Genomic DNA, 26758 nt, shown 5'->3' with positions numbered 1-26758 from the left:
TCGGGAGCGCGGTGTTGCCGCCGAAATCGCCGTCCAAGCGGCCGGATGAGCCTCTCCCGGCGCCAAGAGGTGGCTCGGAACGACGCCCGGCGCGTTCCGGGCAGTTCCCATTGCGGCGACAGTTTGTCCTTTTTACCGGGGTGCAAGACGAACGCGCTCTGGTACACTGGGACGAAGCAAAAAGGGATTCCATGAACGTACCGCAGCGCTGCAACGTATTGATGCTCTATCCGCTGTTCTTGGCGGAGTCGTTCTGGAGCTTTGGCGAATCCTGCGAGCTGATGGGTGTGAAGCGACCCGCGGCCCCCCTCGGCCTGATCACGGTGGCCGCGATGCTGCCGAAGGACTGGACGGTCCGGCTGATCGACTGCAACACGCAAGCCTTGGGTGACGAGGATCTCACCTGGGCCGACGTCGTGTTCACCGGCGGCATGCTGCCGCAGCAGGCCGATACGCTGCGCCTGATCGAACTCTGCCGCGCCGCCGGCAAGCCGGTGGTCGTCGGCGGACCCGATCCCACCTCCAGCCCGCACATCTACGAGAAGGCCGACTTCCGGGTGCTCGGCGAGGCCGAAAGCGTCATCGACGAGTTCATCGCGGCCTGGGAAAGCGGGGCCCGCGCCGGCGTCTTCACTGCGCCGAAATTCCAGGCCGACGTAACAAAGACGCCGGTGCCACGCTTCGATCTCCTGAAGTTCGAGGACTATCTCTACCTCGGTGTGCAATATTCGCGTGGCTGTCCGTTCACCTGCGAGTTCTGCGACATCATCGAGCTCTACGGCCGTGTGCCGCGCACCAAGACGGTCGAGCAGATGTTTGTCGAGCTCGAGACGCTCTACCGGATGGGCTACCGCGGCCATCTCGACTTCGTCGACGACAATTTCATCGGCAACAAGAAGTCGCTGCGGCAGTTTCTGCCCCAGCTCGCCGAATGGCAGCGCGCGCACGGCTATCCCTTCGAATTGTCCACCGAGGCCTCGGTCAACCTGGCCGACGATCCCGAGCTATTGGAGCTGATGGGCGCGGCCAATTTCTTCGGCATCTTCGTTGGCATCGAAAGTCCGGACCCTGCAACGCTGGTCGCGATGCGGAAGAAGCAGAACACGCGGCGCAACATCGCCGAGAGCATCCACAAGATCTATGCCGCCGGCATGCTCGTCACCGCGGGTTTCATCGTCGGCTTCGACACCGAGAAGGTCTCGATGGCGGAAGCGATGATCGATTTCATCGAGGAGGCCGCGATTCCCGTCGCCATGGTCGGCCTGCTCTATGCGTTGCCGAACACGCAGCTCACGCGCCGACTCGAGCGTGAAGGCCGGCTGCATCCGGGCCACGATCTGGCGCCGACCATCGGCGCCGATCAGTGCACGGACGGCATCAACTTCGATCCGGTCCGCCCGTTGCGCGACATCCTGACGGACTACAAGCGGGTGCTGGAGCACATCTACAGCCCCGCCGCCTACGCAGGACGCGTCGACCGCCTGATGACGCTGCTCGACCGATCCAGGCAGCGCCCCGAGCTCGCCGAGGGCGACATCCGCTCGCGGGTCGGGGCGATGGAGACGGTGCACCGCGTTGTCACCGCCCTTCCCGAAGCGCGCGGGCCGCTGTGGCAGACCTTCATGAACTGCGCCAAGCGCGACACGTCATCGGCACGGATCGCGGTGCAGATGATTGCCGCCTATGCGCATCTCGGGCCGTTCTCGCGCAAGGTCATCGAAGCCATCGACGGGCGCCTCGCTGCGCTCGATGACGAGACGGTCATCCCGACCGCTGCGACGCTCGACACCACCGCAGCCCGGCACCTGGCCTGAAGGCTTACTTCACCGCCAGCCGCAGGAAGCTCATCACGCTGCCGAGCGCGGCGAAGCCGGCGCCGAGCCCCAGAGCGACGGTCGCGCCATCGTGACCGGCCAGCGCAAAGCACAGCGCCGCGAGTGCGGCTCCCGTCGTTTGCCCTGTCAGCCGCGCGGTGGCGACGATGCCGGAGGCGCTGCCGCTGCGGTGCGGCGGCGCGCTCGACATCACGGCCTTCATGTTCGGCGCCTGGAAGAAGCCGAACCCCATGCCGCAGATCACCATCCGCCAGATGATGTCGGGGATGGCAGGATTGGACGGAAGCATCGCGAGCAATGCCATGCCGAGGCCGAGCAGCACGAGCCCGATGCCGCCGAGCAGGCCGACCGCGTGCCGGTCGGAGAGGCGCCCCGCGATCGGCGCCATGATGCCGACCACCAGCGGCCAGGGCGTCATGAAGAAGCCGGTCTCGACCTGCGAACGCCCGAGCACGTCCTCGAAATAGAACGGCAGCGAGACGAAGGCGAGGCCCTGCACGGCGAACGAGCACACCGCGGTCGCTGCCGACAGCGCGAACATCGGCCGGCTGAACAGGTCGATCGGCAGCATCGGCGCGGGATGGTCGGCATGCCGGCGCGTCAGGATGAAGCCGAGTGCGAGGGCCGTGATCAGCTCGATGCCCACGACGACGGGCGACAGATTGTGCGCGGCGCTGCCGATGCCCGTGATGAACAGGCCGAGGCAGGCGGACGCAAGGACCGCGCCGAGAAAATCAAAGCCGTGATCGGCGCGCGGCGTCTTCGGCAGCATTGCAAAGCCGATCCCGATCGCGACGAGGCCGAACGGGATGTTGACAGCGAACAGCCACGGCCACGGGCCGACTGCGAGGATGGCAGAGGCGATCGATGGACCGATGGTGAAGGCGGTCGCGACCACGAGCGCGTTGTGGCCAAAACCGCGGCCAAGCATCCGGCCGGGATAGACGAAGCGCACCAGCGCCGTGTTGACGCTCATGATGCCGCTGGCGCCCAGGCCCTGCAGCGTGCGCGCGACCAGCAGGCTGTCCAGCGACCACGCCACCGCGCAGAGCAGCGAGGCGATGGTGAACAGGATCAGGCCGCCGAGATAGATGCGCTGGTGCCCGACGATCTCGCCGAGCGCACCGAGCGGCAGCAGGGTCGCCACCAGCGCGATCTGGTAGACATTGACCACCCAGACCGATTGCTCCGGCGTGACGTGCAAATCGGCGGCAATGGCTGGCAGAGCGATATTCGCGATCGCGGTGTCGAGGGAGGCCATCGCCAGCGCGGTGAAGATGGCGGCGATCGCCCAGCGCCGCTGCGTGGCCGGAAGGCCGTCGGCAATGGGATGATCGGGCTCGCGCGCGGCGGCAGGTAACGTGATTGTCATTGCCTGGCGCGTTGCTCCGGCGGCGTGGTGAAAGGGGACTTTTGGCATGTACTACGCCGAAGGCCGCTTCCACAGGCATATGCTTGCATGCTGTGTATGCGCGAAGGTCAGGCGATGCGGCCGGCGGCTGGCGTATGATCGCGCCAACTGCTGCAATCTTGGGGGATCACCATGCAAATCGTCGTTCTGCCCGGTGACGGCATCGGACCGGAGATCACGACCGCGACATCGGGCGTGCTGCGCGCGGCCTCCGAGCGCTTCCAGCTTGACTTGCGCCTCGAGGAGCACGCGGTCGGGCGTGCGAGCCTGAAGCTATCAGGCACGACGGTGCGCCCCGAGCTGCTCGACATCGTCCGCGCCGCCGACGGCCTGATCCTGGGGCCGACCGCGACCTTCGACTTCAAGGACGAGGCCCATGGCGAGATCAACCCGTCCAGGCACTTTCGCAAGAGCCTCGACCTCTACGCCAATGTCCGGCCGGCGCGCACCTATGCGGGGCGGCCCGGCCGGCTTGGCGAGTTCGACCTCGTCGTCGTGCGCGAGAACACCGAAGGGTTCTACGCCGACCGCAACATGGAACAGGGCAATGGCGAGATGCTGGTCACGCCTGACGTCGTGATCTCGCTGCGCCGGATCACGCGCCTCTGCTGCGAGCGTATCGCGCACGCCGCCTGCCGTCTGGCGATGAAGCGGCGAAGACATCTGACCATCGTGCACAAGGCCAATGTGCTCAAGATCGGCGACGGCATGTTCCTCGACATCTGCCGCGCGGCGGCGAAGGGCTATCCCGGCCTCGAAGTCGACGACATCCTGGTCGACGCCATGATGGCGCATGTCGTGCGCAACCCCGATCGCTTCGACGTCATCGTCGCCACCAACATGTTCGGCGACATCCTGTCCGATCTCACGGCCGAGCTCTCCGGCAGCCTCGGCCTCGGCGGCTCGCTCAATGTCGGTGATCGCTACGCCATGGCGCAGGCCGCGCACGGCTCGGCACCTGACATCGCGGGGCAGGACGTTGCCAATCCGGTCTCGCTGATCCTGTCGACCGCGTTGCTGCTGGCCCGGCATGGCGAGAAGAGCGGCGCCGTCCGCTACGAGGAAGCGGCGCGTGCGATCGAAGCCGCGGTGGCGAAGGCGATCGGCGAGGGCAGGGCGACGCGCGACGTCGGTGGCAAGCTCGGCACCATCGCGGCGGGGGCTGCGATTGCAGAGGTCTTGCAGGCGGAGTGAGCCATCGTCGCGGATGCCTGCGATTTTTTTTGGGGGGCCAACACAAAAACTCGAAAAACAACCCCATGCACAGTAGAAGGCTCCTTGATCGATAAGGGATTTTCGGAGCGCGTCGCGACGACCTTCGTGGCAGTGATCACGTTGACCCGTCGGGCAAAACACTGGCATGATGCTATCGTGCGAGCGGTCGGGGACAAGGGCGCATTCTCATCATGCGCGACGTCCGCTTCCTGACGTCCAGTGGCCCGTCTCCTCTGGCCCGCTTGAGCCAGATCAAGACTCACCCCGCGGCGCCGCCGGACCTTTCCATCAACGCTTCCATGGAAAGGGCGGCCCATATGACAACCCTGCTCAGGGAAATCCGGGATACACCTCTGCTCTGGATGCTGGTCTTCGTGCCCATCGTGCTGGTGGCGGAGGCGGTCGCCCCGCATTCCCACACGCTGCTGTTCGTGCTCGCCGTGCTTGCGATCGTGCCGCTGGCGGCGCTGCTCAGCCACGCCACCGAAGCGGTCGCCGCCAGGACCGGCGATGCCGTGGGTGGGCTGCTCAACGCAACGCTCGGCAATCTGACGGAGCTGATCATCGCCATCACGGCGCTGCGGGCAGGCGAGTACATGCTGGTGAAGGCCTCGATTGCCGGCGCGATCGTCACCAACGCGACATTCATGCTCGGCGCCTGCCTGCTGCTCGGCGGCCTGCGCTACCACGTGCAGGAGTACAACCGCGCCGGCGCGCGCCTGTCGTCCGGCCTGTTGCTGATGGCGACAGTCGCCCTGCTGGCCCCCTCGGCAGTCGCCGACCTCGAGCATTTGCCGCAGGACGGAGGCGTCATTCACAAGCTTAGCGTCGGCATTTCAGTCCTGCTGATCGCGGCTTACGCGCTTGGCCTGTGGTTCTCGCTCGGGACGCACAAGGAATTGTTCGCAAGCGTCGATCACGGCGAGCAGGAGGAAGCGCACTGGCCGATCGGGCTAGCCGTTGGGACGCTGCTGGCCGTCACCGTGCTGGTGGCGCTGGTGAGCGAGATCTTCGTGGAATCGGTGCAGAAGGCGGCGGAAACCTTCGGCATGAGTCCGGCTTTCGTCGGGTTCATCATCGTTTCGCTGGTTGGCGCCGCTGCCGAATTTGCAGTTGCCCTTGCCGCTGCGCGCAAGGACCGCCTCGACATGGTCGTCAGCATTGCGCTCGGCAGCGCCTCCCAGATCGCGCTGTTCGTTGCACCCGCGCTCGTGCTGCTCAGCTATGTCGTGGGACCGACGCCAATGAACCTTCAGTTCTGGCCTGGCGCCGTCACCATGGTGATGATCGCAACAGTCACGGCGACCTTCATCACCACCAGTGGACGCTCGGCATGGTTCGTCGGCGCGCTGATGATTTTCATTTATGCGGTGTTTGCGCTGACGCTGTATGTCGTCCCGCCGGCGGGCGAGGGATGAGGTGCACTCGCCCGCCGGCACAGGGGTGAATTGGCTCATCGGAGAATGGCGGCCCGTGGCGAGCCATCCTCCGAAGCGGCGAATACGTTTCCCGCTAGTAGGCCCAGTAGCTGCCGGTGGGCGGGCAATTGTCGCCGCCATAGCCATAGCCGTAATTGCCGCCGCCATAACCGTAATACGATGCGGCCGGGTAGCCATAGCCATAGGCGGGATAACCGCCAGAGTAGCCACCGTAGTACCCGCCATAGCCGCCGTAATAGGCGCTCCGCGCGATTGCGCCGCCGACGACCGCGCCGGCGGCCACACCGTAACCGAGGCCGCGATAGCCGTAGCCGCGATAACCCCAGCCGCCGCGGTAGCCCCAGCCGACGCCGCGATAGCCGTAGCCGCCGCCGCGCCAGCCGCCGACCCAGCGCACTTCGGTGGTGGTCTGATCGACCATCGATTTCATCGTCGAAAGATGCGTCGGGATCGGCCCGGCCTGAGCGATTGTGCCTGATAGCAGGGCGCCGGCTCCGGCGAGAACGAAGGTACGCAGGGAATTCGAGGATGTCATGATCGATCATCTCCTTGGCTTACGGGCGGCGCTTTCTGCGCGGTCGTACCCATTCCGGGATGGCAATGCCGCGGCGGGTTTGATCCAGATCAAGCGTCGACGGCGTATCCGGCCTCGACCTCGACGGGATCAATGTGCGATGCCGTCGGTAAGCACGCGCAGGCTCCTTGCGGGCGGCTACTTCAAGTCGACCGTATCTTCCGCGATGATTTCTTCGTCGAATCCGGTCGTTCGCAACACGCGTACCGCGGCACGTTTGGCGCCGGCGAACTGATTGCGATCGACGTCCACCTCGGGGGTGGGGCGACTCACAGCGATCGTGTCCCACGTCGACTTGTTGTCCGGCTTGACCTGGACCGAGTAGGTCACGCCGGCGACGGGCTGCAAACCGCCGAGCTGGTCGATCCTCAATGGTCGCCGGCTGGCTGCCGCAGCCCCGGCGAGCTCAAGTCCGAAGGTGGCGCCTGCGGTCGGCCCGGGAGGTGCCGCCCCGGCCTCGTACCGGCTGATCTCCTTCCCCTTGAGCTGGAGGCTTACCGACTTCATGCCGCTCACCCGCGGAAGGTCCGCCTGAATCAGACCGACTTCGTTCGGCCGGTCGGGTTCAGCAGATGACCGGCGGATCACGACTGGCTCACGGTAGACTTCCTTGCCGGTGCCGTCGTAAGCCACGAGTTCCACATCCTTGTCGGTGGCGGCGTCCGACGCGATGGTGGAGACCGACGGGTTCACATACATGATCTTGCCGTCACCAGCGGTCTTGTTGATGGTGGCGACGACGTGAACGAATGATCCGGTCTTGATTTCGGTCTTCATCGGATCCTCCTAAGCGACCGGCGGACCGAGGGCGTCCTCTTCCAAAAGCCGGGTCATTATCGCCTGGTAAGTGTACGCCGATAGCCACTGGTTGTCTGCATAGGTCATCACGTCGTGATATGTGAGCCCCGGCAACGCAGCGGCCGGCAAGCCGAGTTCGTGATCCCCGGTGTCGACACCGACATATTTGTTGTCCGGCTTGCTGATACAGCCGTTCTCATAAGGGAATGTCGGATCGCTCGCGTCCTGCGCGGCGGGGGGAAATCCCGGATGAAACCGGCCGAACGTATGTCCGAGTTCGTGAGCGCCGTACCAGTCGGCGTATGACGCGTCGCGATCGCCGGCAAATCCGTTCGGCACGCCCGCGGGTCCGGAAGCGACGGTGTCCGGCTGGGGCGTGCCCGGAATGGCGAACGCCTTTCCTCGCATGAAGTTGTTGGACGCGTTATCGTCGACGAGACCGTAATAGTGCGTGCGCGGGTCGACGCCGCTGCTCACCTCGCGGCTTCGCAGCGCGGCGATCTGGGCATTGGCGAGATCGACCGTCGAGTCGTCGAACGGCGCGGCAAAATCCGCGTCCACCACCATGTGGGACCATTCGAGCGCGGCGACAGGATAGGCGCGGTTGAGAAACGACTTGAGATACGAAAAGTGGACCGCAGCGGGGGTGACGGTCGTTGTGCCCGCCCTGTATCGAAGACCGATCACCCGGATGCGCAGCTGCGGCGCCGCCGCGAATGTTACGGGCGCGATGTTGAACGCCGCCGCCGGAAGGTCGCCGCCTCCGGGCTGAAAGATGCGGCTGATGCGCAAGTTGAGTGTGCCCGCGCCGATGGCCGCGGCCGGCAGGCGGAAGTTCAGGCTCTTGTCGATGTCTTCCCGCTGTTCGCGGAGACTGAAGGGCGAGCCCGGGTCCACCCGAAGCGAGTTGAGGGCCGGGACGAACGTGTCGCCTCCGCCGCTCCGGCTCCACGCAATTTCCGCGGTGATCTGACCGGGCTGCGACACCGAAGTCGGCTCAAGATAGAGGCGAACGAGCGTCGCCTTATCGGCGACCAGCGGCACCGAATTCGTCACGTCCTGAACACACTGGACGATCTCGACGCCGCGCACCTGCACGCCGGTCTGCGGCTGAGCAAGGCCGAGCGGGCGGCGCTTGCGAGGTTTGAGTCTGGGAACGCCCGAGCCGCGATGCACGCACATCATGCACATGGTGTTGTTCCGGCTTTGATGACCCGTAACGCGAGCTTCGCTTTGTCGCGTGGACTTTAGGTCTACATTGATACTATACTACTCGCTATAATTGAACAAAGCCAACCCTGCGGATCGGTCATTTGGACGCAGCGCGGTTGACATAGCCTGTTGTCGGAGCCGGTCGCGAAAGGCCCCCGCACAGCAAGTTCTGCGGCGAATTATTTGCGCGGAGGACGTTCGATGCTGCATCGCTTTCAGTCGCGTGGGCTCGGCGCGGCAGCTGCTCCGCAGAGCACCGCGCCGCCACGTTCGGAGTTCGAGCCGATCGAGGACATCCGCGCCTCGTTCATCGACAAATTCCAGAGGCGGCGGATCGAGGCCGGCGAGAAGCCCGCCGCCGTGAGGCGCAGCCTGAACGGACAGCCGATCGACGAGCCGGACCATCCGCGCTGATGGCCTCGCGGCAAGTCTCGTGCGACGCCTCCGTTTTTGGACAATCCCTTTTGATATCGAGGTCAGACGATGATCGATCCAAACGCAATTGCAGCGTTGAAAGTCTATCCGCCCATCGGCGTCGCCCGCGTTGGCAACGCGCAAGGCGCCGGCGACTACGTCATCGGCCCCGAGATGATCGGCGGTGCGTCGACCTTGCCCGGCACGACGCCGGAACAGCCGGCTCGCTTTGTCGAGGACTTTCGCACCGCGAACGGAGAGATCAAGCGGCAAGCCGCGCGCTTCCGCATCTACGCCCACATGAAGGACGGCAGTGTGCAGGAGGTGACCGCTGCGTCCGCGAAGATCGAGTGGCGCGTCTGCATCGCAAACCTCAAGGCCGGCTGGTACGAGTTCAACCAGGCAATGGACCTCGGCCCGCTGAGCCAGAGCGCGTTGCAGCGAAATCGCGAGCTGGTTTTGCCGGACGCCAGGTGGAAGCTCGACATCACGCCAACCCCGCGAAGCATCGTGGGGCAGGGGGCTGGCCCGATCAGGCTGGACGATGGCGCGTTCTGGGCTTCGCCGGTCTATCTCGGCGAGCTTCGTACCGACGAGGAGGGGCGGCTGATCTTCCTCGGCGGCAATGGAGTTTCGCGGCCGTTCCGCAAAGGGACCCGGCCCCTGACTTTCGCCAACAATCCAGGTTGGCACGATGACGTCAGCGACGGGCCGGTGCGGGCGCAAGTGACATTTGCGGGGCATGCACCGATCGATGCGGAGCCCGGCTATGTCTGCGTTACGCCGCCGAATTACGCGCCGGGGCTGTTCTGTCTCGTAACGATGGACGACGTGGTGCGGGAGGTGTTCTACGACAAGGGCTGGATTCCACGACCGGTCAAGACCTCGTTCGTCAACGACGTGCAACCAATCTTTCAGCGCCTGACCGGACTGCAATGGGTCAACCACGGGCTCTTCGTCGTTCATGGTTTTGGCTCGCCGCTCGACGCGCAGAATGCGCAAGTCCTCGCCAAGCTCAACGACGCGTCTGCTGCGAATGCGGCGTGGCGCGCGGCCGTGCTGGCGTTGTTTCGCGATCCAGGCGCGAGCGGCGCACTGATCGAAGATCAGATAGCGCAGGTGTTCGGCGATGCGGTCGACCAATTCTTCGAAGGTCCGCCGAAGCCTTCGAATTCGCTGCTTGCCGTGACGAAGACCCAGTACGCGCACCTCAAGCGCTGGGCTGCTGGAACATTCGACGCCGACGGGCCGTCGCACCAGCCGCCGCAGGCGCAGGACTTCGATGCCCTGCCTCCCGAGGTCCAGGTCAAGCATCTCGAGCGCGCATCCTTGCACGATTGTCTCGGCGGCCCGTTCCATCCCGCGATGGAGATGACATGGGTGATGCGGATTCCGCTGATGTGGACATCGGCGTATCGGCTGAAGGTCCTGGCCGGTGAGCAACCAGCGCGGCAGGACTTCGGGGGGACTCTCACGCCGGCGGTCTGCACCGGCGCGAACGGCCCACACGACGGTGTTGCCGCAGGCTGCCTCACCCGTTTCCTCGGCGTGCCCTGGCAGACCGATCATACCTCGTGCAATTCGGCGGCCGACTACTTCCCGTCGACGTTCCTGTCGATGCCGACGTTCTGGGGACCGCGTGCCCCGGATCAGGTTCTGGCAGACGGAAACTATCTGCGTGCGGCCGCCATCGCGCCTCTCGGCCAGGCGACGCAACAGCAGACCTTCAAGCACCTGATGAACCGGGTCGACTGGTTGCGCGACATCCGCGGCAACGATTACTATGACCGCCTGTCGAACATGATTGCGGAATGGTCCGAGCTCGGCATGGTGTTGCCGGTGAAGAACGCGCCTGCATCTCTGCCGGTGCAGGATCTGCGGGTCGAGCAGGGACGCCGCGACAACAACGGGCCGATCGATGTCACGGCCGATCCGAAGTACCACGCGGTCGAAGACATGGAGAGCCTTTTCTTGCCGCAGACGACGGCAGGCCTGGCGCAGCGGCGCGGTGCACGCAAGACGGCTCCCCCGCCGAAGCGGACCTATCGCCCGGGCGAGATCTGACCTTGGACGTGCTGCGCACCGACTGTCTCGTGGTCGGCGCGGGGCCTGCCGGCTTGACCGCCGCACGCCTGCTGGCCCTTAGGGGCCGCACGGTCATTCTCGCAGATTCCGGCGTCAAGCCGACGACGCGGCTTGAGCTCCTTGCTCCGGCCTCGCTCGTCACTGTCGCGGCGGTGGGACTTGAACATCTGCTCGACGATCCGGAGATCGCCCGAGCCTGTCTCGGGATTCGGCGAACACACCGTTCGGGCGCGTCGGACTACGAGGACTTTCTGCGTCATCCCTGCCGCGTCGGGTATGTGGTCGATCGCGCCCGTTTCGACGAGCGCCTTCGCGACGAGGCTGTCGCCGTCGGGGTTACATTTTATGGGCTGCGCGCAATCGGCGTCACGCCGGACCGCGGCGTTATCTGTCGTGCGAGTGATAGCGCTGGGGCGAAGGTCGTCCTTGCGGAGGTCGTCGTCGATGCAACGGGTCGCGCCGCCGCGATTGCGCGGCGCCGGGGCGCGCGCGTGGCCGCCCGGGATCGCATGGTCGCCGAACTGGTCGAGGATGCGGCTGATGGCGCGCCGGCCGGTTCCGCATCGTGGCTCGAATACAGCAGCGATGGACCGACCTGGTCTTATCGCATCCATGGACCGCAAGGGCGTGTGCAGACTTGGCGCATTCGCAGATCCGGCACATCGGCGGGAGATGCGCTGCTCAGCGTGGACGCGTCTGCTTGCCTCCTCTCGGAGGCCGCGGGCGAAGGTTGGATTGCAGTGGGCGATGCGGCGATGGCGTTCGATCCGATTGCCTCTCAGGGCCTGTTCAACGCATTGTCGTCCGCCTTGGTCGCGACGGGTGCGCTGTTGTCGGCCGATCGGCTGAGCCCGACCTCGGCGCGATTGTATTCCGACGCGGTCGCCACAACGTTCCTTCACTGCGAAGCAGGCCGTATCAGCGTCTATGGCGCCATGCCTCCGGCGCCGCAGTCATCGGCCGACCCGGCAAGAACGATCGCGCAATGAAGCATGATTTCGCGGGCCGATCGGGCTCCGCCGCCCGCCCCCGAGAACTGATACCTCCGCAACCCTCCATCCACGGGCACGATGTCATCGTGGCAGCAATCGGGAGCAGGGCCCGGGCGAAACCCGCGCCACGCTTTTCCGGATTATGCTCTAAGTGTGCAGCCGGGGAACGAGACGTGCCGCGTTCTGATGGCCGATCGCGTCGAGATCGTCTGTCGAGAGGCCAAGCTTCTGCAACTGCGCGAACTGGCCAAGGCCGAAATACGGATAGTCGCTGCCATAGGTGATCTGCGAGGCGGGCACGAGCTTGAGCAGCGCGGCCATGGAGGGCGCGAAAGTCGCATTCGCGGTGTCGTAGTGAAGCCGGCGTAGTTCGCCTTCGATTCCGTCCGGCGCAAACTCCTTCAGGTCGGGCCGCGCCCCATAGAACGAATTGATGCGCCCGGCCATCATCGGAATCGTGCCGCCGGCGTGCGAGAACAGCCATTTGATGTCGCGATGGCGGGCAAATGCGCCGCTGAGCAGAAGGCTCGTCACGGTCCGTGTGGTGTCGTGCGGGACTTCGATCACCGCCGGAAACGTGCCGACGCTGAGCGCGCTACAGCAACTCGCGACCAGCGGATGCACATACACGACCGCCTTGCGACGGTTCAGCTCCTCGAACACCGGCCTGTAGGCGGCATTGCCGAGCCATTTGTCGCCGTAGCTGCTTTGCAGCCCGATCCCGTCCGCCTTCAGCGTGTCGAACGCATATTCGATCTCCCTGAGCGTGGCATCGACGTCCTGCATCGACAAGGTCGCGAACAGGCCGAAACGGCCCGGATGGTCGCGCATCATGTCGGCCGCGTACTCGTTGCAGGCGCGCGCAAGCCGGCCGGCTTCCGCCGGCCCGAGGTCGAACCACACGCCGGGCGTGGAGGCGACCGACAGGATGCCTGTGCGTATGCCATTGCGGTCCATGTCCTCGACGAGCTTCTCGCGGGTCCAGGCCACCTGGCCGGGAAAGTGCGGCTGCTTGCGTGCGTCTTCGTAGCCAAGCCAGAGCTTTTGATACTCAGGCGGATAGAAATGAAGGTGAGTATCGATCAGCGCCGGCTTGGCCTGTCCGTGTACCGCAACGGCGGGGATGGCCGAGGCAAGGCCAACTGCACCGACGCCAGCGAGAAAGCCGCGGCGCGACGAGGGCGGGCCGTAGCAGGTGGGGCAGGCGTGATGCCCTCGAGATTTTTGATCCCATTTGTTCATGTTGCACGTCTCCCGTGACGAACTGGCAAAGCCAAGGCCTGTGGTGCTTCTATCGGCAGAACGTTTCGTCCCTCCGCTGTCTGTGGTGCGGCCGCAGCGGGGCAATGATTGTTGGGGATTGGAATACGCCGATTTTTCGTCGCCGAACGATGCCTCGCGTCACGCCTGTGCATCGCCGCCGCAACTTTGTGTGAACGCCTCTCCAATTCTCCCGCGAGATGCTCCCTGATGTCGCGAGGTTGACCCGTCGGGCGAAACACTGGCAAAATGCGATGGCGGCGAAGATTTGCGATGACCGCAATCACTTTCAGTGAGTGGATCGATGAAGTCTGACAGGGATGGCATCAACCTCGCGGCCAAGCCAAGCGGAACGGGTTGCGTGGAATGCTCGGCTGCTGGCGGATGGTGGTTTCATCTTCGCAGATGTGTCGAATGCGGTTACATCGGCTGCTGTGATACGTCACCCAATCAGCATGCAACGAAGCATAACGCGGCGACGGGTCACCCGATCATCACGAGCTTCGAGCCGGGCGAACGGTGGTTTTACGACTATCGCACGGGACAGCCCTTCGCGGGCCCGAAGCTGCAAGGCCCGCACGCGCATCCGTTGGACCAGCCGGTGCCCGGGCCGGACGGCGCGGTGCCTTCAGACTGGCAATCGCTGCTGCATGAATAGGTCGCAGCCTCTGGCAACTGGTCCATAGCCGACGAGCGCGTTTAGCAGCGGGGCTGCTTCCTGGCATCGCGCGTGAACTCACGGGCGGACGTCTTGCGCGAACTCTCGGCACCCGTGAATCCCCCATTGGAACCCTCACTGGTGTCCGTGGCGCCGGATTAGCGACATTGCAAATGCAACGCGATCCTCGCGAAGATGAAATTCTCACGCAACGTAGCATCGAGATATTGCCCTCCCGACGTTCTGCAGGAGCCTCATTGCGCGTGAGGACTACAGATCGTTTGCGTCGATCGCCGCCGCCTCAGCCGGGCCTTCGCGGATATCGAAAGGAGAACGCCTGTGCAGCCTGCTCTCGACCATCCTGCTTCCACGCCATATTGTTCTATGCCTTCACCACCGACCGACATCGAGGTCACGAGAAGGGATGACGGCACCCTGATATTGCGATCGCGGATTATGCTCGCTGGAGTGAGCGGGACGATTTGCGCATACCTTCCCCACTGGGCTCAGGAAACGCCGGACCGCGTCTTTCTCGCGCAACGAACCCGCGACAATGCATGGCAGTCGATCAGCTATGGCGAATTCTGGTCTCGAGTGCGCTCGGTCGGGCAGGCGCTGATTGATCGGGGTGGCGCAGCGGGCGATACGCTGGCCATCCTGTCCGGCAATTCGATCGAGAATGCGGTGATCCAGTTCGCCGCGATGTCGATCGGTCTGCAGGTTGCGCCGATCTCGCCAAGCTACAGTCTTCTGCCAGGTGGCCTCAGCCGCATCGAAGACATCGCGAAGGTCCTCACGCCGAAGTTTGTGTTTGCCCAGAAGGCGGATCCCTTCGTGCAAGCCCGTGCCATCCCCGGCTTTGCGCAGGCCGAATGGATAACGGCGGAAGAGGCGGCGGATACCACGCCGCTGTCGGAGCTATCCGCCGCGAAACCGGGTCACGCGTTTGAGGCGGCGTTCGCAGCACTCGGACCGGAGACCGTCGGCAGAATCCTGTTCACGTCGGGATCGACCGGCTCTCCCAAGGGAGTGATCAATACCCATCGCATGATGTCGAGCGTGCTGCAGATGGCCGCTCAGGTCACGCCGGTCTCGCAGCCCCTGGTTCAGATCGAATGGCTGCCCTGGCATCATACCATGGGCTGCAACGTCATACTGAATGGGATTCTGAAGAACGGCGGCTCTCTCTATATCGACGATGGCCGACCGACGCCCGAAGCGTTTCATCGAACAATCGCCAATCTGCACGACGTTTCTCCGACGGCCTCATTCAATGTCCCAACCGGTTACGCGTTGTTATGCGCCGCGCTCGGCGAGGATCCAGACCTGAGGCGGAAGTTCTTCCATCGCATCGACAGAATGATTTTCGGGGGCGCGGCGATCCCGGCGTCCGTAATGGCAACGCTTCAGGAATATGCAATCGAAGTCCGCGGCGAGCGAGTTCCGATTTTGGCCGGATACGGTGCCACGGAAGCCGGGCCGACCATCTGCGTGTCTTATCGACCGTGCGAAGCGCCGGGAGAGATCGGCTTGCCCGCACCCGGCATCGAACTCAAGCTGGTTCCGGCGATGGACGGTTACGAGGCGCGGGTCCGTGGCCCGAACGTCATGCCCGGTTATCTCGGATTACCCGAATTGTCCGCGGCAGCATTCGACGAAGAGGGCTTCTATCGGGTAGGCGACGCGGTCTCGTTCATCGATCCCGCCGATCTCTGCCGCGGCCTGAGGTTTTCCGGGCGTCTCTCGGAGAATTTCAAAATGATGACAGGCACGTGGGTGCTCGTCGGCGAGCTGCGTGCCGCCATCCTGAACCGGATGGGCGGCGTGCTGCAGGATCTGGTCATCGGAGGCGAGGGCCGCGATTCTCTCGTCGCGCTGGTATGGCTCAATCCGGACCGTGCAAGGCGACATGCTAACGGCGCAGCAGGCGCGGATTCCGGTGACACCCTTTCATTGGATTCCGGCGTTCGCGCATACGTCCATCGGGTCTTGACCGAGCATAACCTGGCGGCAGCGACCAACGCGCGGATATCGGCCGTTGCCATCCAGATCCAGCCGCTGTCGCTCGCGGCAGGCGAGACAACGGACAAGGGCTACATCAATCAGCGCGGGGTCCTGAAGAACCGTTCCGCCATTCTCGACAGTCTCTATAGCGGAGCAGCCTCGCCGCACATCATCCGGCTTGCCTCTCATCCACGCGCGTTGTCGACGGCAGGAAATGCAGTCACGTCGACTGATGCATGACCAGAGAGCCCGGCCGCCGACCTTCCGAGTGTGTTTCTTAAAGGGACCGCCTCTGCGTCATTGACGGCGGCGACGCCAGTAGATGTGGACGAGTGTGCGGCGAACGCCGCAACCCCAACGCACCGCCGCGGCGATGCCGCAGCCGGCACTGCCTTTCATTCAACCCGCGAAGCCCAAACTCTCACCATTGGCCTCGGCTTGCTCGTTTCGGCGGCTTGGAATATGTATAGACATGCGGTCCATCATCGCGGCCGCAACATCACGTCAGTCAACACCGAGGTCGGCCCCGATATGATCCTGATGGACGAGCCGTTCGGCGCTCTCGATGCCCAGACCCGTATGGTGATGCAAAGCGATCTCCAGACGTTGTCGATGGAAGCCGGCGCCACCGCTAGGTCCAAAGTCAGAGCGCAAAATAGACGGTCATCGCTGTAACGATCAGGCCCAGCACAACGGCGAGCACCAGTTCTGTCTTGATGCCGCCGGCGGAATGAGATTGTGCATCGTCAATCATTCGGCCAGTCCTGATGAAGCGAAAGAGCGAAATCACGATGATTGCGATCCCGATCGCGATCAGCGCGAGGCCGTCATAGTGACTGAACGCTCCCGTGAAGCGATCGAATTGCAGTCGGGACCCGATCTCCGTCCTGTTGGCTTCAGCGATAGTTCGGACGAAGAGGTTGAATTTCTCGACGACAAAGCCAAACGCGATGATTGCGATGCCCGTCCTGACCCAGGCGAGAAAAGTCCGCTCGTTTGCCGCGTGGTCTGAGTATCTCTCGATCATCGAGACCTCTCTGGATGTTGTCGATGGGTTTCGTTGCGCGCTATTCCCGCAGGAGCGGAGCGGCGGGGCGCACTGTATGCGAAGCCAGGGCAAGCCCTCAGAACTGATACCGCCGCAGCCCCCCATCCACCGGGATCACCGTGCCCGTGATGTACCTTGCCACCGGTGACGCCAGAAACACCGCGAGCGCCGCGAGGTCCTCCGGCTCGCCCCAATAGCCGACCGGGATCTCTTCCTCCGCAAAGCGCTCGCGATAATCCGGCGGATAGTTGCGGCGGATCTGCTCGCTCATGATGCGGCCGGGCGGGATGCAGTTGATGGTGATGCCGTGCTCGCCGATCTCGCGCGACAGGCCCTTGGCCCAGGCGTGCACGGCGGCCTTTGCTGCGAAGGCGGCGTTGAGGCCCTCCGGCTCGGACTTGCCGGTGATGTTGACGATGCGGCCCCATTTGCGTTCGATCATCTGCGGCAGCAGCGCATGCGCGATGCGGCGGTAACTGGTGAAGTTCAGCGCGATCGCCTCGTCCCATTTGCTGTCGGGCGCATCGACGGGAAGGGGGCGGCTGCCGCCGGCATTGTTGATGAGGATGTCGACATGGCCGAGCTCTTTGAGCGCAAAGGCCGCGATGTTCTCCGCGGCGTCCTTGGCCATCACGTCCTGCTCGAACGGCGTGATCAGGCCGGAGCCGACTTCCTGCACCAGCTCGGCAAGGAGATCAGTGCGCCGCGCCACGCCGACGACGCGGACGCCTTCGGCAGCCAGGCCCTTGGCGATGGCGCGGCCGATGCCGATGCTCGCGCCTGTCACGACTGCGGTTTTCGATTTGAGCCCGAGGTCCATGGTCACACGCTCTCTTGTTTGCTTTTTGCTTCTTGTCGTTCGTTTCCTGCCCGTCCCGCCGGCTTCGCGAATTGCCTGAGCGGGACGAGCAGTGGTAACCAAGAGCCTCGACGAAGGAAACACGAAAAAGAAAAGGCGTTGAGCAATGGTCTGGGATCCGCAGCAATATCTGAAATTCTCCGGCCATCGGCTTCGGCCCGCCGTCGACCTGTTGATGCGGATTCCGGATTTCGCCCCGCGCGCGATCGCCGATCTCGGGGCAGGGGCCGGCAACGTGACAAAACTGATCAAGGAACGCTGGCCGGACGCGACCGTGACCGGTGTCGAGGGCTCGGCCGAGATGGTGGCCGCGGGCCGCAAGGCGGCGCCGGATGTGGAATGGTCGCACGAGGATCTCGGCCATTGGCGCCCCGCCAGGCAATACGATTTGATCTATTCCAATGCCGCACTGCACTGGCTGCCCGATCATGCGGCACTGTTTCCGTCAGTCATGGAGAAGGTGACGCCCGGCGGCATGCTTGCGGTGCAGATGCCGCGCAACTTCCTCGCGCTATCGCATGTGCTGATCGGCGAGACGGCGCTGAACGGCCCGTGGCGGTCAAAGGTCGAGCATCTCGTTACCCCGCCGCCGGTCGAAGGGCCGGCCTTCTATCATGATCTACTCGCGCCGCTTTCCCAGAACGTCGACATCTGGGAGACCGAATATCTGCAGGTGCTCGAAGGCGACAATCCCGTGAAGGAATGGACCAAGGGGACCTGGTTGACGCGCTATCTCGACATCCTGCAGGGCGACGAGAAGGCCGCGTTCGAGGCCGCCTATGGCGAGCGGGTGGCGAAGGCCTATCCGAAGAATGCGGCGGGGCAGACGCTGTTTCCGTTCCGGCGTCTGTTCATGGTCGCCCAGCGCAAGGACTGATCGCACTGCCGCAATGCGACATAACCGTTCGCAACCCGGGACTGGGAGCGGGTCCCGGGTTGCACGGACAACAGCCGTCAAGCTAGCTTGCCTGTGGCAAATTGGGCTTAGGTCTAGTTGTTCGGGTGGTGGATTGCTGCCACTACTGGGCTGCAAACCGGGCTGCAAAACAAAAAGAACCCGGTTTTAGAGGTTGTTGGGAGGTTACTTCATGCGCAAGCTGCTTCTTGCGGTCGCCGCCGCAGGTATTCTCGTGGCCCCAGCCGTGGCACAGGCCCAGAGCCCTGTTGTCATCAAGTTCAGCCACGTGGTCGCCAACGACACCCCGAAGGGCAAGGGCGCGCTGAAGTTCAAGGAACTCGCCGAGAAGTACACCGACGGCAAGGTCAAGATCGAAGTCTATCCGAACTCCTCGCTCTACAAGGACAAGGAGGAGATCGAGGCGCTCCAGCTCGGTTCGGTGCAGATGCTGGCACCCTCGACCGCGAAATTCGCGCCGCTCGGCATCAAGGAATTCGAGGCGCTCGACCTGCCCTGGCTGTTCAAGGACGACGAGACCTATTCCAACGCGATGAAGGGCACGATCGGCAAGTGGCTGTTCCAGAAGCTCGAGGCCAAGGGCATCACCGGGCTCGCGTATTGGGACAACGGCTTCCACATGGTGTCGTCGAATCGCGCGTTGATGAAGCCTGAGGATTTCAAGGGCCTGAAATTCCGCATCTCCGGATCGAAGATCGCGGACCAGTATTTCCGCCTGATGGGCTCGATCCCGCAGATCATGGCGTTCTCCGAAGTCTACCAGGCGCTGCAAACCGGCGTGGTCGACGGCTGCGAGAACACCGCGTCGAACTACCTGACCCAGAAGTTCTACGAGGTGCAGAAGGACATCACAGTGTCCTATCACGCGCATCTGCAATATGCGGTCATCGTCAACTCGAAATTCTGGTCCGGCCTGCCGCCCGACATCCGCACCCAGCTCGAGAAGGCGATGGTGGATGCAACCGAGTACACCAACCAGATCGCGCACCAGGAGAACGAGGACGCGCTGGCCGAGATCAAGAAGGCGGGCAAGACCAAGCTGCATTATCTGACTGACGCCGACCGCAAGGCGTGGCAGGAATCGATGCGGCCGACTTATACATGGGCAAAGGGTCGGGTCGGGCAGGAGGTGCTCGATCTCGTCGCCAAGGAACTCGACGTCAAGATGAACTGACGCGTTTTCCGCAAGGACAATACGAACGGTCGGGAGTGTGCGCACTTCCGGCCGTTTCGCATCGATAGGGGGACTTTGATTTGCTTCGCGTGCTCAATCAGGCGCTCAACCATCTCGAAGAATGGCTGATCGCGACGCTCATCGCGGCTGCAACCGGGTTGATCTTCATCGCCGTGGTGCACCGTTACGGCGCAGGCGAATCGATCGTCCTCTCCAGATGGGCGGCTGCGCACGGGATGAACTGGCTCGCGACGCTGTCGATGGCGGTGTTCACCTTCCTGTCCGAGCTCGACCTGTCTTGGGCGCAGGAACTCTGCATCTACATGTTCATCTGGATGGCGAAGTTCGGCGCGGCCTATGGCGTGCGCACCGGCATCCATGTCGGCGTCGACCTGCTCGTCAACCGCCTGCCCGAACATTCGCGCAAGCACGTGATCCTGTTCTCGCTGCTGTGCGGCGCGCTGTTCACGGGCATGATCGCGGCCTTCGGCGCCTCCTTCGTCGCCGAGATGTTCAAGACCGGCCAGCAGTCCAATGACCTGGAAGCGCCGATGTGGTTCGTCTATCTGGCGATCCCGCTCGGCTCGGGCCTGATGTGCTTCCGCTTCCTCCAGGTCTCGTGGTCCTACTACTGGACCGGCCATCTGCCGCATCACGACGAGAGCCATGTCGAGGGCGTGGAGGCCGACGTCTCGCCGGCGCTGCATCCGCAGCCCGCCGGCGCGGCGACCAGGGCCGCCGCGCGAAAAGTGTCGCCGCTCGGCGTCATCCTGATCATGGCGCCGATCCTGATCTTCGCGATGTGTCTCGCCGAGAAGTTTGGCGTGGTGGTGCTGCCGCACTGGATGCGTGCCGCGACCGTGTTCGCGCTGCTGATCGCGCTGATGCTGACCGGCATCCCGGTCTCGATCGCGCTTGGCCTCACCGTGATGACGTTCCTGTTCACGCTGACCACGGTGCCGATCGAAGCGGTCTCGATGAAGCTCTTCACCGGCATCGAGGGGTTCGAGATCATGGCGATCCCGTTCTTCATCCTCGCCGGCAATTTCCTCACCCATGGCGGCGTCGCGCGCCGCATGATCAATTTCGCGACCTCGCTGATCGGCCACTGGCACGGCGGTCTCGGCCTTGCCGGCATCGTCGCCTGCGCGATGTTCGCGCTGGTCTGCGGCTCGAGCGTCGCGACCGTTGCCGCGATCGGCGCGATCGTGCTGCCGGAGATGGTCCGCCACGGCTATCCCATGCATTTCGGCGCCGGCATCATCACCGTTGCCGGCTCGCTCGGCATCCTGATGCTGCCGTCGATACCGAAGATCGTCTATGCGGTCTCCACCAATACCTCGATCGGCGCGCTGTTCGTCGCGGGCCTGCTGCCGGGCATCATGCTGACGACGATGCTCTGCATCGTCACCTGGTGGCTCGCACGCAAGCGCGACTATCCACGCCTGCCGAAGGCGAGCTGGGGCGAGACCGTCCGCACCTTCCGCGAGAGCATCTGGGGATTGATGCTGGTCGTCATCATCATCGGCGGCATCTACAGCGGCCTGTTCACCGCCACCGAGGCGGCCGCGATGGCTGCGGTCTACTCCTTTATCATCGCGGTGTTTGTCTACAAGGCGATCAAGATCGTGGACGTGCCGCGGGTGCTGCTGCGCGCCGCCAACACCAGCGCGATGCTGCTCTACATCGTCACCAACGCGGTGCTGTTCTCCTTCGTGCTCTCCAACGAGAACCTGCCGGCGACCTTGGCCGACTGGATCGCGGCGCAGAACCTCGGCTGGGTCGGCTTCCTGCTGGTCGTCAACATCCTCCTGCTGCTCGCCGGCAATTTCATGGAGCCGAACTCGATCATCCTGATCATGGCGCCGATCCTGGCGCCGGCGGCCAAGAAGCTCGGCATCGACCTCGTGCATTTCGGCATCGTGATGGACGTCAACATGGAGGTCGGCCTCTGCCATCCGCCTGTCGGGTTAAATCTCTATGTCGCCTCGATGATAGCGCGCATGCGAATAACCGAGCTCGCGGTCGCCGTGTTGCCGTGGCTCATCACCATGCTCGGCTTCCTCGTCATCGTGACGTATTGGCCCGATTTGACGCTGTGGCTGCCGCGGGTGCTGGGGATGCATTAGCGCCGCGGGCGGGCGGGACATGGCTAACGCGCGGTAAACACGCGCGCTCAAATGCCATCGCTGTGCTGGGAACCCATTTTTACGGGTCTGCGGTAGAAGCATGCCAGCGGATGGGGCTGGCATGTTCTTCAACAGAATGGAATCCGGACGGGCGTCGATTTCCGACCCCGTCTATATGGAAGTCATCACGGGTCTTCACGGCACGACGATGCCCACCGTTCTCGCGGCCGCCTGCCAGGCGATGGTCGGTGCGATTACGACCTACGAGACCGGCGACATGGTGACGGCCGGCCTGTCGGTCGCCGGTGTCGTGGTGGCCATTGTCCGCCTGTTCGAAATCTTCGCCTTCCGTCGCCGCCTCGCGTATCCGCCGCAGCTCGGTCGAGCCGAAGCCGTGCTCTGGGAGCGGCGCTATGTTGCAGGCACCGTCGCCACTGCCCTGGTGCTTGGCGTGTTTGCCGCGCGCAGCATCGTGCTGGGTGACGCGCTCTGTTCCGTGATGGCGATCGGCATCGGCTTCGGCTTTGGCGCCGGCGTGGTGGCGCGGCTGGCGCTGCGTCCCGTCGCGGCGCTGCTCGATCTCGTCGCGATCGCCGCGCCTGCCGCGATCGTGACCTTCATGCAACCTGATCTGCGTCACGTCGGGCTCGGGCTCCTCATCCTGATGTATGTGGTCGCGAGCTTCGAGATGGTGCGGCTGAGCTTCAACGCCTCGATCAACCAGATCACGCTCAAGCGGCAGTTCGAGCAGCTGTCGCGCCTGGACCCGATGACCGGCGTGTCCAATCGTTCGGTGCTGGCCACGGACCTGCCGCAGATGCTGGCGGCCGGGATGATTGCCGTTCATACGCTCGACCTCGACCGCTTCAAGGAGGCGAACGACCGGTTCGGCCATCCCGTCGGTGACGCACTGCTGAAGCAGGTCGCCGGGCGGCTCAAGGCGCTCGCCGCGCAGGATGACCTCGTGGTCCGGATGGGCGGCGACGAGTTCGTCCTGGTGCAGCGTGCGGCGGCTGATGCGGAAGCGATGGCGCAGCGCATCGTGCAGTCGATCAGCGCGCCCTATGATATCGACGGACAAATGATCGAGCTCGGCGTCAGCGTCGGCGTCGCCGTCGCGCCGGACGACGGGCGCACCGCGGAAGCGCTGCTGTCGCGCTCCGACAAGGCGCTCTATCGGGCCAAGCAGGAACGCGGCGGTTATGTGCTGGCGCGGGATTTGCGGATGGCGGATGCGAGCGCATCGGGCCAGATCTTGGCGGAAGAGCTCGCTGCGTAAGCCACGCGAACGGTGCACCCTCTACCCTTGTGGGAGAGGGTGGCTCGCCGCGCAGCGGCGAGGCGGGTGAGGGGTTTCTCTCCGCACAAACAGTCTTGCGGGCGGAGATATACCCCTCATCCGGCGCTTCGCGCCACCTTCTCCCACAAGGGGAGAAGGGAAGAGGCATCTCGCTCGATTTCGGCAGTCTCCTCCGATAGCAATCACCCGCGAGATGCGGTTAGATGCTCGCACAGGCCGGGAGGAAACAAGAATGACCAGCAACGAGCCGAAGGACGCAACACCCTCCGTCATCGCGCAGCAAGCAACGATGCTGAATGCGCTGCCGTTTTCCGACACGCGGGATTTCGACGACGCCGCGCGTGGCTTCCTTGGTACGATCGAAAATGCGGAGATCGCCAACCCGCAGGGGCGGACGGTGTGGAGCCTGAAGCCCTATGGCTTCCTCTCCAGCGAGACGGCGCCGCCGACCGTCAATCCGAGCTTGTGGCGACAGGCGCGGCTCAACATGCATCACGGCCTGTTCGAGGTGGTGCCCGGGGTCTACCAGGTGCGCGGGCTCGACATCGCCAACATGACGCTGATCGAGGGCGACAGCGGTGTCATCGTGGTGGACACGCTGACGTCGATCGAGGGCGCACGTGCCGCGCTCGATCTCTATTACAGGCATCGTGGCCAGAAGCCGGTGGCCGCCGTCATTTTCACCCACACCCATACCGACCATTGGGGTGGCGCGCGCGGCGTGCTGGAGGAGGACGCGCTGGCAACCGGCGCCGTGCCGATCATCGCGCCGAACCTGTTCATGGAGCATGCCGTCTCCGAGAACATCATCGCGGGGCCGGCGATGCTGCGGCGGGCACAATACCAGTTCGGGCCGTTCCTCGCCAAAGGCGTGCGGGGGCAGGTCGACAACGGGCTCGGCAAGTCGATGGCGGCGGGCGCCGTGGCACTGCTGCGTCCGGCAGACCTGATCATGGCAACCGGCGACAGGCGGGTGATCGACGGCGTCGAATTCGAATTCCAGATGGCGCCGAACAGCGAAGCGCCGGCGGAGATGCACTTCTTCATCCCGCGCTACAAGCTGCTGAACCTCGCCGAGAACTGCACGCACAATTTCCACAATCTGCTGCCGTTCCGCGGCGCCGATGTGCGCGATGCGCTGGCCTGGTCGAAGTATCTCAACGAGGCCTTGCGGCTCTGGGACGGCAAGGCAGAGGCGATGTGCGGACAGCATCACTGGCCGGTGTGGGGCCGCGAGCGGATCGGAACGATGATCCGGCAGCAGCGCGATCTCTACAAGTTCGCGCATGACCAGACCATCCGCCTGATGAACCACGGCCTCACCGCAGCCGAGATCGCCGAGACGATCCAGTTGCCGAAGAGCCTGGAGGGCGCCTGGCACGGCCGCGGTTATTACGGCCATATCCGGCATAACGTGAAGGCGATCTACCAGAAGTATCTCGGCTGGTACGATGCCAACCCGGTCAATCTCGATCCGCTGCCGCCGGTGGAATCCGGCAAGAAGTATGTCGAGTACATGGGCGGCGCCGAGGCCATCCTCGCGCGCGCGCGCAAGGACTTCGACAAAGGCGAGTTTCGCTTTGTCGCGCAGGCGCTCGGCCATGTCGTCTTCGCGGAGCCGGAGAATGAAGCGGCGCGTGCGTTGCTCGCGGATACGCTCGAGCAGCTCGGTTATGCCGCCGAGAGCTCGACCTGGCGCAACGCCTATCTGTTCGGCGCGCAGGAGCTGCGTCAGGGCATGCCGAAGACCCCGCCGCGTCCGCCGATGCCGCGCGAGACGCTGGCGGCGCTACGCACCGAGCAGCTCTGGGACGTGCTCGGCATTCGGCTCAACGGCCCCAAGGCCGAGGGCAAGCACATCGTGCTGAACTGGAGCTTTTCCGATACCGGCGAGATCTTCGTGCTCAACCTGGAGAATTGCGCGCTGACTTATACGGAGGGCGTGCAGGCGGAAGGCGCGGACGCCAGTTTCACGCTCGCGCGCGCAACGCTCGATGAGGTCATCGCGAAACTGACGAGCTTTCCGGAAGCGGTCGCCGCCGGCAAGATCAAGCTCGCGGGCAACCCGATACGGCTTGCCGAGCTGATGGGCCTGATGGACGAATTCCCGCGCATGTTCGAGATCGTCGAGCCGAAGCGGGCGGTGGTGAGTTAGGGCACCGCTCGCCTCGTTCTTGCTGGCATCGCCCTCCGCACTCTCGCTGTCATCGCCCGGCTTGACCGGGCGATCCAGTATTCCAGAGACCGCAGTGCTTGAGCCGAGAAGCCGCGGAGTACTGGATGCCCCGGTCAAGCCGGGGCATGACAGTGTGTCGTGAGGTGAAAGCGGCCCTTACTCCGCGCTGCTCACCAGCTTGATCCGCGGCGCCTGCGCTTCCGTCAGGCTGCGATAGGCCGCGAGATAATCCAGCGCCATCCGCCGCGCCGTAAAGCGCTTCTCGAACTGCTTGCGGATGGCCGCGCGATCGAGTTGCGGCAGGCGCTTGACGACGCCGGCGGCGCTGATGATGTCCTCGACCACGAAGCCGGTGAGGCCCTCATCGATGATCTCGGGCACCGAGCCGCGGTTGAAGGCGACGACCGGCGTGCCGCAAGCCATCGCTTCGATCATCACGAGACCGAACGGCTCCGGCCAGTCGATCGGCAGCAGGAGGCCGAGCGCGCCGCTCAGGAAGTCGGATTTCTCGTGGTCACCGATCTCGCCGATGAAGTCGACCAGCGGATTGTTCTGGATCATCGGCTTGATCAGTTCGTCGTAATAGTCCTGGTCGGCGCGATCGACCTTGGCCGCGATCTTCAGCGGGATGCCGCAATGCATCGCGATCTTGATGGCGCGGTCAACGCCCTTCTCTGGCGCGATGCGGCCGAGCACGGCGAGATATTCCTGCTTCGCCGGCTTCGGCGTCAGCAAGGTCTCCGGCAGGCCGTGTTGGATCGTCGTCACCCAGTTCGCCTGCGGCACCGGCCTGCGCTGCGCGTTCGAGATCGAGATGACAGGCATTTTCGAGAAGGTGTTGAACACGGGCTGATGCTCCGGCAGGTCGAGCCGGCCGTGCAGCGTGGTCACGAACGGGGTCGGCTGCCGGTGGAACAGGGACCATGGATAGTAGTCGAGATGGAAGTGGAGGAAGTCGAACTCCTCGTCGTCACATTTCTGCCGCACGCGCTCCAGGAGCACCATATGCAGCGCGTTGGGATCACGCACGGAACCGTCGAGGCGAAGCGCCCGCGGCCAAAGTGCGTCCAGCTTCGCCGACGTCTGCGAGTCACCGCTGGCGAACAGCGTGACATCGTGTCCAAGGGCAACCAACTCCTCCGTCAACCAGTGCACCACCCGCTCGGTGCCGCCATACAGCTTGGGTGGAACAGCCTCAGTCAACGGAGCTACCTGCGCGATGCGCATCTCGCCATCTCCTCTGTGATCATGGAAGTAAA

22 protein-coding genes and 1 pseudogene are annotated in these 26758 nt (G+C 64.0%); 15 read left to right on the top strand and 8 right to left on the bottom strand.

Features of this window, described 5'->3' with window-relative positions; all coding sequences use genetic code 11:
- The first annotated feature begins 191 nt into the window (after positions 1 to 191).
- On the top strand, positions 192 to 1814 hold the full coding sequence (locus AB7531_RS33285) for a B12-binding domain-containing radical SAM protein (protein ID WP_231144393.1): 1623 nt from the start codon (positions 192 to 194) through the stop codon (positions 1812 to 1814).
- 4 nt (positions 1815 to 1818) lie between these two features.
- Here AB7531_RS33285 and AB7531_RS33280 read toward each other — a convergent pair whose 3' ends face one another.
- Positions 1819 to 3207: an MFS transporter gene (locus tag AB7531_RS33280; RefSeq protein ID WP_063984847.1), complete on the bottom strand. Its 1389-nt coding sequence runs from the start codon at positions 3205 to 3207 to the stop codon at positions 1819 to 1821.
- 171 nt (positions 3208 to 3378) lie between these two features.
- Here AB7531_RS33280 and AB7531_RS33275 point away from each other — a divergent pair, with 171 nt between their 5' ends.
- Both AB7531_RS33275 and cax read left to right on the top strand, forming a co-directional pair.
- On the top strand, positions 3379 to 4440 hold the full coding sequence (locus AB7531_RS33275; protein WP_063984846.1) for an isocitrate/isopropylmalate dehydrogenase family protein: 1062 nt from the start codon (positions 3379 to 3381) through the stop codon (positions 4438 to 4440).
- Between the two features lie 338 nt (positions 4441 to 4778).
- Positions 4779 to 5879 carry a calcium/proton exchanger gene (cax, locus tag AB7531_RS33270; protein WP_063984845.1) on the top strand — a complete coding sequence of 367 codons (1101 nt, stop codon included), beginning with the start codon at positions 4779 to 4781 and terminating at the stop codon, positions 5877 to 5879.
- Positions 5880 to 5973: 94 nt separating this feature from the next.
- Here cax and AB7531_RS33265 read toward each other — a convergent pair whose 3' ends face one another.
- The 3 genes from AB7531_RS33265 to AB7531_RS33255 form a co-directional block, all read right to left on the bottom strand.
- Entirely contained in the window at positions 5974 to 6435 is a 462-nt protein-coding gene (locus AB7531_RS33265; protein ID WP_063984844.1) for a hypothetical protein, read from the bottom strand.
- Positions 6436 to 6612: 177 nt separating this feature from the next.
- Positions 6613 to 7251 (bottom strand): hypothetical protein, encoded by a 639-nt coding sequence (locus AB7531_RS33260; protein WP_063984843.1) that lies wholly within the window; start codon positions 7249 to 7251, stop codon positions 6613 to 6615.
- Positions 7252 to 7260: 9 nt separating this feature from the next.
- Positions 7261 to 8463, bottom strand: coding sequence for a hypothetical protein (locus AB7531_RS33255; RefSeq protein WP_441280227.1), 1203 nt, complete (start codon positions 8461 to 8463; stop codon positions 7261 to 7263).
- A 222-nt stretch (positions 8464 to 8685) separates the two neighbouring features.
- On the opposite strand from AB7531_RS33255, the gene AB7531_RS33250 reads away from it, so the two are divergent.
- From AB7531_RS33250 to AB7531_RS33240, 3 genes are all read left to right on the top strand, one after another.
- Positions 8686 to 8898: a hypothetical protein gene (locus AB7531_RS33250; RefSeq protein WP_063984842.1), complete on the top strand. Its 213-nt coding sequence runs from the start codon at positions 8686 to 8688 to the stop codon at positions 8896 to 8898.
- A 69-nt stretch (positions 8899 to 8967) separates the two neighbouring features.
- Positions 8968 to 10962 (top strand): LodA/GoxA family CTQ-dependent oxidase, encoded by a 1995-nt coding sequence (locus tag AB7531_RS33245; RefSeq protein ID WP_231144396.1) that lies wholly within the window; start codon positions 8968 to 8970, stop codon positions 10960 to 10962.
- 8 nt (positions 10963 to 10970) lie between these two features.
- Complete coding sequence (locus AB7531_RS33240; protein WP_231145225.1) at positions 10971 to 11972, top strand: NAD(P)/FAD-dependent oxidoreductase; 1002 nt, start codon at positions 10971 to 10973, stop codon at positions 11970 to 11972.
- Positions 11973 to 12122: 150 nt separating this feature from the next.
- Here the strand turns inward: AB7531_RS33240 and AB7531_RS33235 are convergent, their stop codons facing one another.
- Complete coding sequence (locus tag AB7531_RS33235) at positions 12123 to 13217, bottom strand: amidohydrolase family protein (RefSeq protein WP_063984839.1); 1095 nt, start codon at positions 13215 to 13217, stop codon at positions 12123 to 12125.
- Between the two features lie 322 nt (positions 13218 to 13539).
- Between AB7531_RS33235 and AB7531_RS33230 the strand changes: the two genes are divergently transcribed.
- The 3 genes from AB7531_RS33230 to AB7531_RS33220 all read left to right on the top strand — a co-directional run bounded on the left by AB7531_RS33230 (position 13540) and on the right by AB7531_RS33220 (position 16572).
- Entirely contained in the window at positions 13540 to 13893 is a 354-nt protein-coding gene (locus AB7531_RS33230; protein WP_063984838.1) for a UBP-type zinc finger domain-containing protein, read from the top strand.
- Between the two features lie 339 nt (positions 13894 to 14232).
- Positions 14233 to 16137, top strand: a complete 1905-nt coding sequence (locus AB7531_RS33225; RefSeq protein ID WP_231144397.1) for an AMP-binding protein — start codon at positions 14233 to 14235, stop codon at positions 16135 to 16137.
- A 60-nt stretch (positions 16138 to 16197) separates the two neighbouring features.
- Positions 16198 to 16572 carry a hypothetical protein gene (locus AB7531_RS33220; RefSeq protein ID WP_199877110.1) on the top strand — a complete coding sequence of 125 codons (375 nt, stop codon included), beginning with the start codon at positions 16198 to 16200 and terminating at the stop codon, positions 16570 to 16572.
- Here AB7531_RS33220 and AB7531_RS33215 read toward each other — a convergent pair.
- Both AB7531_RS33215 and AB7531_RS33210 read right to left on the bottom strand, forming a co-directional pair.
- Positions 16541 to 17017, bottom strand: a complete 477-nt coding sequence (locus AB7531_RS33215; RefSeq protein ID WP_245328464.1) for a YidH family protein — start codon at positions 17015 to 17017, stop codon at positions 16541 to 16543. The two genes, AB7531_RS33220 and AB7531_RS33215, sit on opposite strands and share 32 nt — an antisense overlap.
- Before the next feature lie 4 nt (positions 17018 to 17021).
- Positions 17022 to 17765: an SDR family NAD(P)-dependent oxidoreductase gene (locus AB7531_RS33210; RefSeq protein WP_063984836.1), complete on the bottom strand. Its 744-nt coding sequence runs from the start codon at positions 17763 to 17765 to the stop codon at positions 17022 to 17024.
- Positions 17766 to 17910: 145 nt separating this feature from the next.
- Here AB7531_RS33210 and AB7531_RS33205 point away from each other — a divergent pair, with 145 nt between their 5' ends.
- The 6 genes and pseudogenes from AB7531_RS33205 (at position 17911) to AB7531_RS33180 (ending at position 25478) form a co-directional block, all read left to right on the top strand.
- The gene (locus AB7531_RS33205; RefSeq protein ID WP_063984835.1) at positions 17911 to 18681 is read left to right on the top strand and encodes a methyltransferase domain-containing protein; all 771 of its coding nucleotides are present in this window, start codon (positions 17911 to 17913) and stop codon (positions 18679 to 18681) included.
- A 211-nt stretch (positions 18682 to 18892) separates the two neighbouring features.
- On the top strand, positions 18893 to 19894 hold the full coding sequence (locus AB7531_RS33200; protein ID WP_063984834.1) for a DctP family TRAP transporter solute-binding subunit: 1002 nt from the start codon (positions 18893 to 18895) through the stop codon (positions 19892 to 19894).
- Positions 19895 to 20130: 236 nt separating this feature from the next.
- Positions 20131 to 20499, top strand: a pseudogene (locus tag AB7531_RS33195) (TRAP transporter small permease); the annotation flags it as partial.
- A 240-nt stretch (positions 20500 to 20739) separates the two neighbouring features.
- Positions 20740 to 22023 carry a TRAP transporter large permease gene (locus tag AB7531_RS33190; RefSeq protein WP_063986578.1) on the top strand — a complete coding sequence of 428 codons (1284 nt, stop codon included), beginning with the start codon at positions 20740 to 20742 and terminating at the stop codon, positions 22021 to 22023.
- Positions 22024 to 22144: 121 nt separating this feature from the next.
- A complete protein-coding gene (locus AB7531_RS33185; protein ID WP_063984833.1) occupies positions 22145 to 23302 on the top strand; it encodes a GGDEF domain-containing protein in 1158 nt (385 codons plus the stop codon).
- 253 nt (positions 23303 to 23555) lie between these two features.
- Complete coding sequence (locus AB7531_RS33180) at positions 23556 to 25478, top strand: alkyl/aryl-sulfatase (protein WP_063984832.1); 1923 nt, start codon at positions 23556 to 23558, stop codon at positions 25476 to 25478.
- A gap of 177 nt (positions 25479 to 25655) precedes the next feature.
- Here the strand turns inward: AB7531_RS33180 and AB7531_RS33175 are convergent, their stop codons facing one another.
- Positions 25656 to 26726: a glycosyltransferase family 4 protein gene (locus AB7531_RS33175; RefSeq protein WP_063984831.1), complete on the bottom strand. Its 1071-nt coding sequence runs from the start codon at positions 26724 to 26726 to the stop codon at positions 25656 to 25658.
- Between the last annotated feature and the right edge of the window lie 32 nt (positions 26727 to 26758).

Origin of the sequence: Bradyrhizobium sp. 63_E2_N1_3, from assembly GCF_052076005.1 — a bacterium.
Lineage (GTDB): Bacteria > Pseudomonadota > Alphaproteobacteria > Rhizobiales > Xanthobacteraceae > Bradyrhizobium > Bradyrhizobium barranii.
The sequence above is the reverse complement of the archived record's forward strand: the minus strand, read 5'-3'. Positions and strand labels throughout refer to the sequence as shown.